The following is a 14,721-nucleotide window of genomic DNA, read 5'->3' on the forward strand; positions in this document are numbered from 1 at the left end:
AAATTTTTAGAATTTTTCGTCTCTAACTATTGTGACACGCTTCCCTAAAGTTGTACAATGTAACTTATATAGAGGTTTAAGCGAAAAACCCGTAAATATAAAGAGCAAGGAGAAACAACTATGACAACTTATTCAATCGATGTAACACTAAAGTCAAACAAAAAAAGAAAAGCCGCAATCTGATCAATTGCAATTCGGGAAAGTCTTTACGGACCATATGTTCATTATGGATTATACAGAAGGCCAAGGATGGCACGATGCTCGTATTGTACCTTATCAACCTATCACATTAGATCCGGCATCCATGATCTTTCATTACGGGCAGTCTGTTTTTGAAGGACTAAAAGCATATGTAACAAAAAAAGAGCAAGTATTACTATTTAGACCAGATGAGAACTTCAAACGTTTAAATAAATCAAACGATCGTCTTTGTATTCCTCATGTTGATGAAGACTTAGCGCTAGAAGCGTTAAAGCAGCTGATTAAAATTGACCGCGAATGGATTCCTACTGCTGAAGGTACATCACTATACATTCGCCCGTTTGTCATCGCAACAGAGCCTTACTTAGGAGTAGCGCCATCTGACCGCTATCAATTTATCATTATTCTTTCTCCAGTTGGTTCATATTACAAAGAAGGGATTGCTCCTGTAAAAATTGCGGTTGAAAGCGAATTTGTTCGTGCTGTAGCCGGAGGGACAGGGACAGCTAAAACAGGCGGAAACTATGCTTCAAGCTTAAAAGCCCAGCAGCTTTCTGACTCAAAAGGCTATTCACAAGTACTGTGGTTAGACGGCGTTGAACGCAAGTACATTGAAGAAGTAGGAAGCATGAATATTTTCTTCAAAATCGATGGAGAAGTAGTAACGCCATCTGTGAACGGAAGCATTTTGGAAGGAATTACGCGTAAATCCATCATTGAACTGCTAAAACACTGGAATATGCCTGTAACTGAGCGCCGTATTTCTATGGAAGAAATTAAGCAAGCTTATTCAGAAGGCAAACTAGAAGAGGCATTTGGAACAGGTACAGCTGCAGTTATTTCTCCAATTGGCGAACTATTTTGGAATAACGAGAAAATGGTCATCAACGGTGGAAACACGGGAGAAGTATCACAAAAACTGTATGACACTCTAACAGGTATTCAAAATGGTACAGTGGAAGATCCATTCGGCTGGGCAGTGGAAGTGGAATAAATTTCGATAATCGAACATCTTTTTACGTAAAAGAAGCGGGAGCTGTCCCGCTTCTTTTTTTGTTTGTTGCCGAATAGTCCAAAAGAAACAAATTATATTTTGAATATTTAGAACTATTTATATACTTTTATTGTAAAATAAAATATAATTATCCTTATAAAAGCAAGACTTTGTCTTTATTAGAATTGGCCGCGTTACTTATTCGTTATAAGGGGGAGAACAAAATGCTTTTTTTATCACATGATGAAAAAATTAAACAGCTGGCTTCACATTTAGCTGAACGACTCGAAAGAGAATTAAACCAAGAAACTTCAGATGAACAAATGCACGTGCTCATCGGCTACTTATTTGCTTCTCATTTAATCGAGCACCGTCCTACGGGTTATTACGTAAGGTCTCAATACCCTGAGCAGCTAAAAGATTTATATGAAACTTTACACGTCCACCAATAAATTATCTCTTCCTCTTTTGTCCTATATCGTGTAGAATTTTAGAAAATATATGATTTTCTAGTTGATGGCAGAGCTAGGACATAGCGTGGTGTGGCATTTACCTTTAAATGATTAAGTAATGGCTTTAGAGGTGAATAATGTTAGCGCAGATCAAAGAAATGAGTTTAGATAAAAATCGTCGTAATCCACATTACCGCGTATTGTTGCAGTGTCCAGACGGGAGTGAACTATTCATTCACTTTAATTATACATACCGATCAAAAACATATTGGTCAAGAGATGTATATCACAACAATGTTCATAAAAAATCTCAGCTTGCTTGGTATACCCAAAGCGTAGAGGAAATGACTGCTCAGCAGTTTCTTGAAGAGCTAGGAGCTAAAGTAAATGAACATTTCAACTTTACACTGCGACGATAACCAAAAAAAGCATTCCTTCATACGGGGTGCTTTTTTTGGTTGTTTTACATAAATAAGGACAGAATAATGTATATTCTCTTTTTTTGAAATGAAAGGCGGAATGTTCATGGCGCAAATTGTAATGTGGGTGTTTTTTATCGGTCCTTGGCTATTGCTTTTTGCAGTTGATAAAGAGCGAGTAAAGCGGTATATGGCTGTATCACTATTCGGAGTGGTATTGTTAACGATGGTTTTTCAAATTGCAGATCGCTTTAACTGGTGGGAAGTGAATAAAACTCTTTTTTTCTTTGTTAATATGACGCCTTTTCCTTTTGGCATATTTATAATAGGCACGCTTTTTATTTTTTATTTTACCTACCCTGGCTTTTGGATGTTTATGATTATCAATGCAGCTTTCGATTTATTTCAGGCATTTGTCATGAGTCCTATCTTTGAAAAACTAGACATTTATACACTGAAGGAAATGAATCATTTTTTATTATTTGTACTAATGATGGTTATTGCTGTTCTACTTTTTCTTTATCAAAAATGGCAAGATACTGCGTTTAAGTTATCTATCAAGTGATGGAGAGACGGGTTGTGTTTTATCGATGACTTTTATATAATGAATGTGTAAAACCCTCTATTTACATCGGAAATAAAGGTGTTTTTCCTATGGAAAAGATACAAAACAGCAAAATATCTGCGGATGAACATCATTTTTCGCAAAAAAATTAAAATAATGTAAAAGTTTATGTTAAAATGGCAATGTTGCGTGAACGAATTAACTAACTTTACGCAAGAATGCTATTTACATACGTAAGAAGGAGAGAGATTTAAGATGGCAAAAACGTTAATTTTTGGACATAAAAATCCTGACACAGATACAATCTGTTCTGCAATTGCATACGCTGATTTAAAGAATAAATTAGGTGTAGACGCTGAACCAATTCGATTAGGTGATATTAACGGTGAAACGCAATTTGCTCTTGAAAAGTTCAACGCTGAACTACCACGTTTCGTTGATGAAGTATCTAAAGAAACAAATGAAGTTATTTTAGTGGACCACAACGAACGCCAGCAAAGTGCAAACGACATTGATCAAGTTCGTGTGCTTGAAGTAATTGATCATCACCGTATTGCTAACTTTGAAACGGCGGATCCTTTATACTATCGCGCAGAGCCAGTTGGATGTACGGCAACGATCTTAAACAAGATGTATAAAGAAAACGGCGTAGAAATCGAACCTAACATCGCAGGTCTTATGCTATCAGCTATCATTTCTGATTCTTTATTATTCAAATCACCAACTTGCACAGACCAAGACGTTGCAGCTGCTAAAGAATTAGCGGAAATTGCAGGCGTAGATGCAGAAGAGTACGGATTAGCAATGCTGAAAGCTGGAGCTGACTTAGGCGATAAAACAGCTTCACAATTAATTTCATTAGATGCTAAAGAATTCAGCATGGGTACAAGCAAAGTAGAAATTGCACAAGTGAATGCAATTGACGTAAACGACGTTTTAGTACGCAAAGTTGAATTGGAAGAAGCTATTACTAAAACAATCGAAGAAAAAGGATTACAATTATTCCTTTTAGTTGTTACAGATATTTTAAACAGCAACTCTACTGCATTAGCATTAGGTTCTGCTGCTTCAAAAGTAGAAGAAGCATACAACGTAACGCTTGAAAACAATACAGCTGTCTTAGAAGGCGTTGTATCACGTAAAAAACAAGTAGTACCTGTATTAACATCTGTATTTGCTTAATAAAAAAACGGTTCGTGTCTACACACGAACCGTTTTCTTGTCTATTTGCGCGTTAAGCCAATTTAGTATATCTTCTATCACTTCATCTTTATTTAATTCATTCAGCAACTCATGACGACACTCTTTAAAAAAACGGTAGCTTACATCCTGCAATCCTGCTTTTTTAAAGTCGTTATATACTTTGACTACCCCTTTTGTATAGCTGCCTACTGGATCATGTTCTCCAGACACTAAATAAATAGGCAGATTTGATGGTACTAACTTTATATTAGCTAAGTTAGAGATTTGTTTGATTCCTGTTAGTAAGTCATAGAAAAACCCCGCTGTGAAAACTCCTCCGCAATAAGGGTCATTTACATATAAATCTACAGCCTCATTATCTTGACTTAACCAATCAAAAGGTGTTCGAGCAGGATGAAAGGATTTGTTGTACTGTCCAAAAGAAAGTTTATCAAGCAATGGACTAGCAGATCGTAATCCTTTTCTTTTTTTCTCTATTTTCGCAGCTAATATGCCACCCTGCAGTGAAAGGGAAGGAATGCTGCCAGTACCTGAGAGCATCACACCATGGATGTGCTCTGTATTCAATTGAATATATCTTCTCGTTAGAAAAGACCCCATGCTGTGACCGAAAAGAAAGATTGGTAGGCCGGAGTGTTCCGTTGAAATGTGCTTAGTCAGAGCAATCATGTCGTAGACTACTGTATCGAAACCATTTTCTTCAGCAAAAAAACGTTTTTCTTCATCTTTTAAAGCTGTTTGACCGTGACCTCGGTGATCATTTCCATATACGATATAGCCATGTTGAGTTAATACATTAGCAAAGTATTCGTAGCGTCCAATATGTTCGGCCATTCCATGGGCTATTTGGACAACGCCTTTTGCAGAATTGTTTTCAACATTCCATTTTTGTGCAAATATTTCTTTTTCCTGATGACCTCTGTAGTAAAAGGATTGTTTCATGCTCAGCATCCACCTTCTGCCTTCCTGTAAAATAAGGGATATATGTATATATTATACTAATTTATGCAGGTGATTTTACTATTTTAAAATAAAAAATGATTATTTTGTCATAAACCTTTACAAACCTTTATGTGATTTGTTAAATTAGTATTTATATTAAAAATTATTAAACAATTTAAAAAGATTCAGTTTTTAATAGGTTAGATGAATACGGAGGGAATTATTGTGGCAGAATTAAGAAGTAACATGATCAAAAAAGGATTCGACAGAGCACCGCACCGCAGCCTACTGCGTGCAGCTGGTGTAAAAGAAGAGGATTTCGGCAAACCGTTTATTGCGGTTGTCAATTCATATATTGATATTGTACCAGGTCATGTTCACTTACAAGAGTTTGGTAAAATCGTAAAAGATGCGATTCGCGAAGCTGGTGGCGTACCTTTTGAAATGAACACTATCGGTGTAGATGACGGTATTGCGATGGGACATATCGGTATGCGTTATTCATTACCAAGTCGTGAAATCATTGCTGACTCAGTTGAAACGGTAGTGTCTGCTCACTGGTTTGATGGAATGGTATGTATTCCAAACTGTGATAAAATCACACCTGGGATGTTAATGGCTTCATTACGTCTGAATATTCCGACAGTTTTTGTTAGCGGCGGACCAATGAAGGCTGGCGTAACGAGCGACGGTCGTAAGATTTCTCTTTCTTCAGTATTTGAAGGCGTAGGAGCTCATCAAGCTGGTAAACTTGATGATAAAGGATTACTTGAATTAGAACAATTCGGCTGTCCGACATGCGGATCTTGTTCAGGAATGTTTACAGCGAACTCAATGAACTGCTTAGCTGAAGCGTTAGGACTTGCTTTACCTGGAAACGGTACAATCTTAGCAGTTGCTCCTGAACGTAGAGAATTCGTTAAGAAATCAGCTAAACAGCTTATGGAATTAATTAAATTAGATTTAAAACCACGTGATATCGTAACAGAAAAAGCAATCGACAACGCGTTTGCTTTGGACATGGCGTTAGGTGGTTCTACAAATACAGTTCTTCATACGCTAGCTCTTGCGAATGAAGCTGAAATTGAGTACCCATTAGAGCGTATTAATGAAGTAGCAGAACGCGTGCCTCACTTGGCAAAACTGGCTCCGGCTTCTGATGTATTTATTGAAGACTTACATGAAGCAGGAGGCGTATCGGCCGCTTTAAACGAGCTATCTAAAAAAGAAGGGGCTCTTCACTTAGATACGATGACAGTTACTGGAAAAACGCTAGGCGAGAACATTGCAGGATGCGATGTAAAAGACTATAACGTTATCCATCCAATCGATAAGCCGTTCACTGAAAAAGGCGGACTTGCTGTATTGTTTGGTAACCTAGCTCCAGACGGCGCGATCATTAAAACAGGCGGTGTTCAAGACGGCATTACTCGCCACGAAGGACCAGCAATTGTATTTGAGTCTCAAGACGAGGCGCTGCACGGTATTGCTAACGGAAAAGTAAAAGAAGGACATGTCGTAGTCATTCGTTATGAAGGACCAAAAGGCGGACCGGGAATGCCTGAAATGTTAGCTCCAACTTCTCAAATTATGGGAATGGGACTAGGTGCAAAAGTAGCGCTATTAACAGACGGACGCTTTTCTGGCGCTTCACGTGGATTATCAATTGGCCACGCATCTCCAGAAGCTGCTGAAGGCGGCCCGCTAGCATTTGTAGAAGATGGCGACCACATCGTGATTGACATTGAAGATCGTTCGATGAATGTTCAAGTTTCTCCAGATGTTTGGGAAGAACGAAAAGCAAACTGGAAAGGCTTTGAGCCTAAAGTGAAAAAAGGCTATCTTGCAAGATATTCTAAACTTGTAACTTCTGCTAGCACAGGCGGAATTATGAAAATCTAATAGTACAAAAAAGGCTCTCTACGGAGAGCCTTTTTCTTTACTAGAGCAACCGTGCAAAGAGTTTTTAATGCGTAAACTCTTTTTTCATAATAACGTGTGGAATACCGTCTTCCATAAAGACATCAGAAGCAGTCTTATACCCTAATTTATGATAAAAAGGTTCAGCCTGAACTTGACCGTGAAGCTTAGATTTAGTTAAGCCTTCTTTTTTTGCTGCTTCTTCTAAGCTGGTCACCACTTTTTTTCCAAGTCCATATTTTCTAAATTCTTTTAATACACATATTCGCTCTATCTTAGCGAAACCATCTACTATGCGGAATCTTCCAGAAGCAGCTGGTTCGTTGTTATAATAAATCAACATATGTTTTGCCGTTTCTTCATGTTCATCAAATTCATCTTCTAACGGCACTCCTTGTTCTTTAACAAACACTGTTTTACGTATATGGAATACTTCTTCAAGCTGCTCTTTTGTTGTAACATGCTCAATTTTCATTAAAATCCTTCCTTTTCTACGAATTTGCGCTTCTTTTTTGTATAATAAAAATAAGTGATATAAAAGAGTATAAAGGAAAAACAAAATGTTGTAAATGCAACAAAAATCAACTAATGAACATATTACACAAATTTGTGGTCATTGCTCACTGTTTAAACGACCTCAGCAATAGTAAAATCAACTGAAACATGTAAAAAAAGCAAAGAAAATGGATTATGAAGCGCTGTGAATCTACATAACTTGTAAAAAGAGAACTATTCACAATAGTAGTGGGATGAAAAAGGGGAATGTATCATGCAAATAACCTTAGTGTATAAAGATGAGCAATCGAATAAATTTTGGAAAGTTGAAAGAAGAGACAGCAAGTTAGTCATTCACTTTGGAAAAGTTGATACAGCCGGTCGCATGCAAGTGAAAGAGTTTGCTTCCACAGAAGCTTGTGAAGCAGCAGCTGAAAAGCTGATTCGTGCAAAATTAAAAAAAGGATATAAGCCTTTAACTTGTTCAATGCAAGTAATGAAAGACAGCACGATGTCAGAGGATCTCTTTTGGGAACTGATAAAAAAGGCGAAGACAAAATTGGATGTCGACGAGCAAATGGAATGGCTCCGCTCCACGCTAGCAAAGCGTTCTGAAAAGGACATTTTCCGCTTTGATCAGCTACTAAATCAGCATTTTGATCAATCCTATACTTCTTCATTGTGGGCAGCAGCTTATATTGTAATGGGCGGTTGTTCAGATGATTGTTTTGATTATTTTAGAGCGTGGCTTTTATATCAGGGAAAAGACATATATTATAAAGCGATTGAATCTCCTGAGACGATGATTTCTGTACTTAAACCACTAGAAGCAGAAGGCTATGCTCCTCAATTAGAAGAATTACTTTCTGTAGCGTGTGAAGCTTACGAAGAAAAGACAGGTTTAGATAACGACTATTATTATGATAAATATGACCAGTTTGACCCAGTGTGGTACGATGAGCAAGATTTGGATCTTGATTGGGATGAAGATGATGAGGATGGTTTACAGATGCGATTCCCTGTGCTTTGGAGCCGCTATTGGAACAATCATCTCGAATATTAAAAAGAGGAGATGGAAACCTTTAAACAGATTTTCATCTCCTCTTTTTTTATTTTGATAGAGTACGTGACAGGGCGGCCGAAGACAGTTTTGTTTTTTTATTTAGCATACTGTTCATAATCATTCCAATTACGATTATCGTCATACCAGCTAACGCAATCCCTGTTGGCATACGTCCATTTAATAAAAACACTTCGCCAAGCACGGTAAAAATCATGCTGCCTGATTGAGTTGCTTCAACCGCTCCAAGCAAACCTAAATTTTCTTTTGCCAAGTCTGTTGCGTAAAAGAACGTCATCGTAGCAATTACACCTGAACTCATTGCCAAGATGAAGGCTTGAGAAAATTGGGGAGAACTTGGGATACCTGTAGTAAAGAAGCCGTATATGGCGTAAATAATACTTAACGGAATACTTGCTAATGCCATTCCTAAAACGCGTTGAAACGTATCGAGCTTCCCGCTGCATATTTCCATCATTTTACGATTTCCAAGCGGGTATAAAAAAGCAGCGACAACCACAGGTAGAAACCCTAAGATAAACTGCATAGGCGTAATATTTTCTGCCTCTTTCACCTGCATAAGAATAACGCCTACTAAAATAAACGCTGAAACACTAAGCGTTTTTAGCGGGATTTTCCCTCTCACTTTTTTATATCCTTCCGCAGTTTGAACCTTTATAAAAAACAAGGGCGAAAGAAGAGCTCCTGCTAAAATAGTCACTTGCCACGTTCCCGCCACCAGCCAAGATGGTCCAAAAAGGGAGGAGAAACTTAAGAGAGAATAAAAACCTACTCCTGCAAGTGTTCCCCAGCCAAGCCAAGCCCAAGGGTGTTTTTTCATTTCCTGCCATAGAGGCATAAATTTCTTTTGCAGCAGCACTAAAATGAGTAAAATAGGAATAGCGAATAAAAAGCGGAGGGATGCAGTCCATGCCCAACTCGTTCCAGATACATTCATTGCTCGGTTAACAATAAACGTAGCGGAAAAGAACATGGAAGATAATAGTCCCCATATTATTGCTTTCATTGTTTACCCTCCTTGTTAAATATATTATAATATGTTAATCACTTAAAAAAGTTTATCATAATATACAAAAGAAAGGAAGGAAGAAATGCAGACAGAAGAAATGATTAAAAAAGTAGGCAGTGAATTGCGAAAAATAAGGGTGCAAAATCATTTGACACTGGATGAACTAGCTGAAAAGACAGGAGTCAGTAAACTTACATTAGGAAAAATTGAAAGGGGAGAGACCAATCCCACTTTAGGGGTGATGTGGAAAATAACAACAGGTTTAAATATTCCTTTAACCAAATTAGTATCAGTAGAGCCTTCAGTATCCCTATCTAAGTGCGGAGAAGGATTTTCTCTCAAAGGACCAGATGAAGCTTGGAAAATCGAATTTATGTTTCAAAACCAAATGGATTCGACGATTGAAATGTACCGAGCCTTTCTTGCGCCTCTCGCTACATACCGTCCTGAACCGCATCACAAAGGATTAATTGAAGTAGCAACGGTAATGGAAGGAAGAATCGAAATGAAAATAGAAGAAGAGCTATACGAGCTAAAACAATTTGACTCTATAAAATTTGAAGGAAGTCATGTACACTCATACAAAAATCTTGAAGAACGTCCCGCTGTTCTGCATTTACTGCTAAAATATGAGGAGTAACACGGCAGAGCCGCAGTAAAACGAACCATAAAAAATGATTCGTTTTACTGCGGCTCTAATAGCTGTTTATTCATCAGCTTGTTTTGATAGCTAATATATTTTTTTACTCTAATGATAATTAAGGAATATTCTTCAATCAAACGGTGGATGGATTGAACCATACACTCTGGATAATGATGTTTTTTCTGTAAATATACTTTATACTTTCGAATTTGTCTTTCGAAATATAAAATAACTTGTTCAGGCGTTTTCACCAGTAAAGATTGCATGTATTCATTTACTTGCGTTTCAAGAAACGAATAGCGATTTGTGATAAAAAATGTCTTCATCTTATTTTCCTCCCTATATGTTAGTGGTACAAAAAAGAAACCCTTGTGCTAGGATTTCTTTTTTGCTCTTTATTTGAATCAGCTGTGCACAACTTTTAGGCACTGATACTTGAAATCGAAGACTGTCTATATTTTTTTATTTTGCATTTTATATATGTAGGCGTTTCGCCGAAAAGATTTGCTGCATGTGCAATAGCTCCGTAATACGTTTTAGCATCCATCATTTCTTTATTCACAATATAGTCATACAGGGATGATTCAATATCATCAACAAAAGCTAAAATGTGACGCTTTTCGAATAGGAGTTGATAAAGTTCATTAATTAAGTATGGGCTTTGATCAAATTTGTCTTGAAGCTGCTCTACTCGGTACTTTGTCATAGGCACTTCACACAAGATAATGTATCGTAACTCTTCTAAAAATAATTTATTCATCTTTCTCACATCCCTATTCTGTTAATAATTATATAATAGCACTATGCCTTCATATTTGGAAGCGTTTTCAATGTATTAATTTTAATATTTTTTTCTTCTCATTTCCCTTCATTTTTTCTGTTCTTACTTGAATTATCTGTAGTATAGTTCGTTTTACGTAAAGACTCTAGCTAATTGTTAAACTACCTGACATACTTTTTGAAAATTTTATTATTGATGTTAAAAGGTCTTACATATCTAAGCGGAAATGCTTTAAAAATAACGTTCTGTGAGTCGGAACCAGCTTTAATTGTGATAAAATAAAAAATGGAAAATACATCATATAATATAGGAGAGAGGCTATGGAAAAAGACCATATTTCAGAGCTGAAGATTTTAAAAGACATTTCCGAGATTTTAAATGAAGGCACTAATTTACATACCATGCTTCATGATGCGCTTTTAAAACTGCTGCAAATCACAGATTTACAAACAGGATGGATCTTTTTTATTGATGAAAATGGAAAGCATGAGATGATTGCCGCTCAGCATTTGCCGCCAGCTTTATTAAATAAAACCGCTCAGCCTATGTGTAATGGAAGCTGCTGGTGTGTTGACCGGTATATGGATGGCCGGCTTCAAAAAGCGTCTAATATTATGGAGTGTAAGAGACTTGAAGATTCCGTCATTCATGAGTGGGGAGATACACATGACATTACTCATCATGCAACGGTTCCTTTACAAGCAGGGGATGAACGCTTTGGATTATTAAATGTAGCTGCCCCTCATAAAATTCATTTTGAACAGCGAGAGCTTGATTTATTAGGATCCGTCGCTCTTCAAATTGGCACGGCTATCAAGCGGATTAAGCTGACTCAATCTCAGCAGGAAGTAAAACTTATTGAAGAAAGAAACAGGCTGGCAAAAGACCTTCACGATTCTGTTAATCAGCTGTTGTTTTCAATTAATGTCACAGCCAAAGCCGGAAGCAGCTTAGCAAAAGATGTGCAGTTAAAAGAGACTTTTTCCTTAATCCAAGAAACCGCTCAGCATGCTCAAGTGGAAATGAAAGCATTAATTTGGCAGCTTCGTCCTCAAGGATTAGAAAACGGCATTGTCAGTGCGTTAAAAAGCTATGGTCAAATGCTAGGGCTTAACGTAAAAGAACAAATTAAAGGAGTGTCCGTTTTGCCTGCTGTGATTGAAGAGACACTGTGGAGAGTTGGACAAGAAGCTTTTAATAATTGCCGAAAGCATGCGGGTACGGCAGAGGTACATCTAAACGTAAATATAAGCAAAGACCAAGTAATTATGAAAGTCCGGGATAGCGGCAATGGGTTTATGTATAGCCCTTCAGCAGAATTGCCGACGCTTGGGCTAAAAACTATGCACGAGCGAATAAAAAGATTAAATGGAAAACTATCTGTTACAAGCAGCATAGGAAACGGAACGATTGTGGAAGTATCTATTCCTCTTTCATAACGGAAAGGAGCGCACATGAAAATAAAGATTTTAATCGCAGATGATCACCACGTTGTCCGAAAAGGACTTGTCTTTTTCTTACAAACGCAGCCTGATTTAGAAGTTGTAGGAGAAGCTTCTAACGGGGAAGAAGCTATAAAGTTAGCGACATCTCTAGAGCCTCATATTGTGTTAATGGATTTATCGATGCCGGTTCTCGATGGAATCGAAGCAACAAAAGAACTAAAAAAACAAGCACCGCATATACAAGTCATGATTCTAACAAGCTTTTCAGATCAAGATCACGTGATACCGGCATTAGAAGCAGGAGCTTCAGGCTATCAGCTAAAAGAAAGCGATCCAGATGAACTTGTAACGGCTATTCGAAAGCTAATGAATGGAGAAAATCAGCTTCATCCCAAAGTCACTACGCACTTGCTAACACGGTTAACCAAAAGCAGCGAAAAGAAAGTCAATTTTATTGATCACTTAACAAAACGAGAAAAAGACGTATTAAAAGAAATTGCAAAAGGCAAAAGCAACAAAGAAATTGGTGTTGCCTTACATATTACAGAAAAAACAGTAAAAACACATGTGTCTAATATTTTATCGAAGCTTGGGGTTCAAGACCGCACGCAAGCTGCTCTATATGCTGTTCAGCATGGAATTTCCTAACCTACGACTTTAGTTGTAGGTTTTTCTCTGTTCACCTCAGTCTATATTGGTAGCTTTCTTTCTATCAATAGCATGACGAAAAAAAGTTCAATCATCCCTATACTATACATATAACCAAACGACAGAGGGGTAAATAAATATGAATATACTTATTATTAACGGAAGTCCTAGAGAAACAGGCCGAACAACACAAGTAACGAGAGAACTTCACAAAAGCTATCAAAGTTCTTTTCTAGATTTAAGTCAATTATCACTTCCTATATTCACCGGTGAACCTCATCAGTATGAAATAGAAGAAGTGAAAGTGCTGACTGAAGCAATAGAAAAAGCGGATGGTATCTTACTTGCGACGCCTGAGTACCACGGCGCTATGAGCGGAGCATTAAAAAACGCGTTTGACTTTTTAAACAGTGCGTATTTTGCACATAAGCCCGTAGCACTTGTAGCCGTATCAGGAGGAGGAAAAGGAGGTATCAATGCTTTAAACAACCTTAGAACCGTTACACGCGCTTTGTATGCGAATGTTCTATCTAAGCAGTTGGTATTAGACCCTGCAGACATCGTGGAAAAAGGAACTTTACGAAAAAACGCCGCTGACGGAATTCATGAATTAGTTAATGAGCTGACTCTGTATGCACAAGTGTCTAAGCAAATTTTAGAAGCTAAGCAAAATGTTTGATGAAGGCGCTTTATAAGGACCGTCGCTTTCAAGCCGTAGTAGCTGCGAATGTTTTATCCTCTATTGGTTCCGGTATTACGATGCTTGCCATTCCTTTACTATTAGTTGCATCTCCAAACGGAAATAGACTATTTGGCACGATTATGCTGATTATGACGGTGATTAGCTTTGTTGCTACTCCGTATATCGGCGTTCTTATTGATCGAATGTCACGAAAAAAATTATTGCTAACAGTAGAACTTATCGGTTTTACCACGGTTATACTATTTGTGATCCTTGGTTTTATGACAGACTATTCAACCATTCACTACATCATTTTGTACGGAACCGGAAACCTTTACTACACGTTTTTTTATCCAACGATTTTTGCATTAAATCAAGAAGTTTTTTCAAAAGATGCGTTTCAATCATTAAACAGTATTATGGAAATACAAGGCCAGCTATCGAGTATGCTTGCAGGGGCTGCAGCGAGTCTAGTCATTACCCGGTGGTCGCTTCAATGGATTTTAACAGTAGATGCAGCTACGTACATAGCTGCATTCCTTTTTCTATTGAGTATTCCATATAAACAAAGCAGTGAACGAAGCGATAAAAAACACACTGCGATGAAAGAGGGATTAGCATTCATAAAAGAAAATCGCTCGGTATCTCTTTTTTTACTGCTTTCTTTTATGCCTTTCATTGCTGTGATGATGACGAACTATTTGTTTCCTATTTATCTGACTCAAGAATTAAACGCAAGTCCAGCAGCATACGGGATTGAAAGTGCTGTATATGGTTTCGGAGCATTAACCGCAGGGATATTGATCGTATCTATTATAAAAAGAACAGGCACTGAGCTAGCTATTATGCTGAATATAAGCCTTTTTGCACTTGGAATATCGATCATCTTCTTTATGAAGCTTCTGCCCGTTTACTTTTCTATTGTGTTTCTTCTTGCTTTTGCAAATGCAGGTACAAGAGTAGCTCGAAATACGTTTATGATGCAAAAAATACCGAATATTATCGTAGGAAGAGTCGACAGCTGTTTTCGCTTTATCACGTTAGGGATTCGTATTTTATTGATTTTCTTCTTTACGTACGTTACGGCTAATGATCGTATAGGACTGGCTTTTTTAGGACTTAGCCTGCTTTTATTATCATCCGCTGTGGCAGGCTGGACGCTCTACAAAAGAAAACACCGAAAACAGTCTGCACTGCTTAAGAGTGTTTTATAATGTCTGTTGCATGTTATAATAGAAGAA

The 14,721-nt window shown here is 37.5% G+C and carries 16 protein-coding genes and 1 pseudogene; 12 read left to right on the forward strand and 5 right to left on the reverse strand.

Annotation, left to right across the window (positions count from 1 at the left end):
- Positions 1-120: 120 nt before the first annotated feature.
- From ACO1DI_RS12905 to ACO1DI_RS12925, 5 genes and pseudogenes are all read left to right on the forward strand, one after another.
- A pseudogene (locus tag ACO1DI_RS12905) lies at positions 121-1,195 on the forward strand (branched-chain amino acid aminotransferase).
- Positions 1,196-1,419: 224 nt separating this feature from the next.
- On the forward strand, positions 1,420-1,647 hold the full coding sequence (locus tag ACO1DI_RS12910; protein ID WP_014459922.1) for a hypothetical protein: 228 nt from the start codon (positions 1,420-1,422) through the stop codon (positions 1,645-1,647).
- A 137-nt stretch (positions 1,648-1,784) separates the two neighbouring features.
- Positions 1,785-2,066 (forward strand): hypothetical protein, encoded by a 282-nt coding sequence (locus ACO1DI_RS12915; RefSeq protein ID WP_014459923.1) that lies wholly within the window; start codon positions 1,785-1,787, stop codon positions 2,064-2,066.
- A gap of 106 nt (positions 2,067-2,172) precedes the next feature.
- Positions 2,173-2,631 carry a hypothetical protein gene (locus ACO1DI_RS12920; RefSeq protein ID WP_014459924.1) on the forward strand — a complete coding sequence of 153 codons (459 nt, stop codon included), beginning with the start codon at positions 2,173-2,175 and terminating at the stop codon, positions 2,629-2,631.
- A gap of 255 nt (positions 2,632-2,886) precedes the next feature.
- Positions 2,887-3,813 carry a manganese-dependent inorganic pyrophosphatase gene (locus ACO1DI_RS12925; RefSeq protein ID WP_014459925.1) on the forward strand — a complete coding sequence of 309 codons (927 nt, stop codon included), beginning with the start codon at positions 2,887-2,889 and terminating at the stop codon, positions 3,811-3,813.
- A gap of 18 nt (positions 3,814-3,831) precedes the next feature.
- Here ACO1DI_RS12925 and ACO1DI_RS12930 read toward each other — a convergent pair whose 3' ends face one another.
- Positions 3,832-4,776: an alpha/beta hydrolase gene (locus ACO1DI_RS12930; protein ID WP_154991278.1), complete on the reverse strand. Its 945-nt coding sequence runs from the start codon at positions 4,774-4,776 to the stop codon at positions 3,832-3,834.
- Positions 4,777-5,001: 225 nt separating this feature from the next.
- Between ACO1DI_RS12930 and ilvD the strand changes: the two genes are divergently transcribed.
- Complete coding sequence (ilvD, locus tag ACO1DI_RS12935; protein ID WP_013057207.1) at positions 5,002-6,678, forward strand: dihydroxy-acid dehydratase; 1,677 nt, start codon at positions 5,002-5,004, stop codon at positions 6,676-6,678.
- A 64-nt stretch (positions 6,679-6,742) separates the two neighbouring features.
- Here the strand turns inward: ilvD and ACO1DI_RS12940 are convergent, their stop codons facing one another.
- Positions 6,743-7,171: a GNAT family N-acetyltransferase gene (locus tag ACO1DI_RS12940; RefSeq protein ID WP_423145352.1), complete on the reverse strand. Its 429-nt coding sequence runs from the start codon at positions 7,169-7,171 to the stop codon at positions 6,743-6,745.
- A 294-nt stretch (positions 7,172-7,465) separates the two neighbouring features.
- Here ACO1DI_RS12940 and ACO1DI_RS12945 point away from each other — a divergent pair, with 294 nt between their 5' ends.
- Positions 7,466-8,254, forward strand: coding sequence for a DUF4240 domain-containing protein (locus ACO1DI_RS12945; protein WP_116741243.1), 789 nt, complete (start codon positions 7,466-7,468; stop codon positions 8,252-8,254).
- A gap of 46 nt (positions 8,255-8,300) precedes the next feature.
- Here ACO1DI_RS12945 and ACO1DI_RS12950 read toward each other — a convergent pair whose 3' ends face one another.
- Positions 8,301-9,278: a multidrug resistance efflux transporter family protein gene (locus ACO1DI_RS12950; protein WP_014459930.1), complete on the reverse strand. Its 978-nt coding sequence runs from the start codon at positions 9,276-9,278 to the stop codon at positions 8,301-8,303.
- An 85-nt stretch (positions 9,279-9,363) separates the two neighbouring features.
- On the opposite strand from ACO1DI_RS12950, the gene ACO1DI_RS12955 reads away from it, so the two are divergent.
- The gene (locus ACO1DI_RS12955) at positions 9,364-9,921 is read left to right on the forward strand and encodes a helix-turn-helix domain-containing protein (protein ID WP_014459931.1); all 558 of its coding nucleotides are present in this window, start codon (positions 9,364-9,366) and stop codon (positions 9,919-9,921) included.
- 44 nt (positions 9,922-9,965) lie between these two features.
- Here the strand turns inward: ACO1DI_RS12955 and ACO1DI_RS12960 are convergent, their stop codons facing one another.
- The gene (locus ACO1DI_RS12960) at positions 9,966-10,250 is read right to left on the reverse strand and encodes a hypothetical protein (RefSeq protein ID WP_013057202.1); all 285 of its coding nucleotides are present in this window, start codon (positions 10,248-10,250) and stop codon (positions 9,966-9,968) included.
- 95 nt (positions 10,251-10,345) lie between these two features.
- Positions 10,346-10,684, reverse strand: coding sequence for a hypothetical protein (locus tag ACO1DI_RS12965; protein ID WP_033579093.1), 339 nt, complete (start codon positions 10,682-10,684; stop codon positions 10,346-10,348).
- 341 nt (positions 10,685-11,025) lie between these two features.
- Here ACO1DI_RS12965 and ACO1DI_RS12970 point away from each other — a divergent pair, with 341 nt between their 5' ends.
- The 4 genes from ACO1DI_RS12970 to ACO1DI_RS12985 all read left to right on the forward strand — a co-directional run bounded on the left by ACO1DI_RS12970 (position 11,026) and on the right by ACO1DI_RS12985 (position 14,694).
- Positions 11,026-12,144 carry a GAF domain-containing sensor histidine kinase gene (locus tag ACO1DI_RS12970; protein ID WP_049164789.1) on the forward strand — a complete coding sequence of 373 codons (1,119 nt, stop codon included), beginning with the start codon at positions 11,026-11,028 and terminating at the stop codon, positions 12,142-12,144.
- 15 nt (positions 12,145-12,159) lie between these two features.
- Positions 12,160-12,798 (forward strand): response regulator, encoded by a 639-nt coding sequence (locus ACO1DI_RS12975; protein ID WP_243556754.1) that lies wholly within the window; start codon positions 12,160-12,162, stop codon positions 12,796-12,798.
- A gap of 139 nt (positions 12,799-12,937) precedes the next feature.
- Positions 12,938-13,477 carry an NADPH-dependent FMN reductase gene (locus ACO1DI_RS12980; RefSeq protein ID WP_014459935.1) on the forward strand — a complete coding sequence of 180 codons (540 nt, stop codon included), beginning with the start codon at positions 12,938-12,940 and terminating at the stop codon, positions 13,475-13,477.
- The gene (locus ACO1DI_RS12985; protein ID WP_182420525.1) at positions 13,477-14,694 is read left to right on the forward strand and encodes an MFS transporter; all 1,218 of its coding nucleotides are present in this window, start codon (positions 13,477-13,479) and stop codon (positions 14,692-14,694) included. Before ACO1DI_RS12980 ends, ACO1DI_RS12985 begins: the two co-directional genes overlap by 1 nt.
- Positions 14,695-14,721 lie beyond the last annotated feature (27 nt).

The sequence above is a fragment of the Priestia sp. 40 genome (genome assembly GCF_049368575.1).
Lineage (GTDB): Bacteria > Bacillota > Bacilli > Bacillales > Bacillaceae_H > Priestia > Priestia zanthoxyli.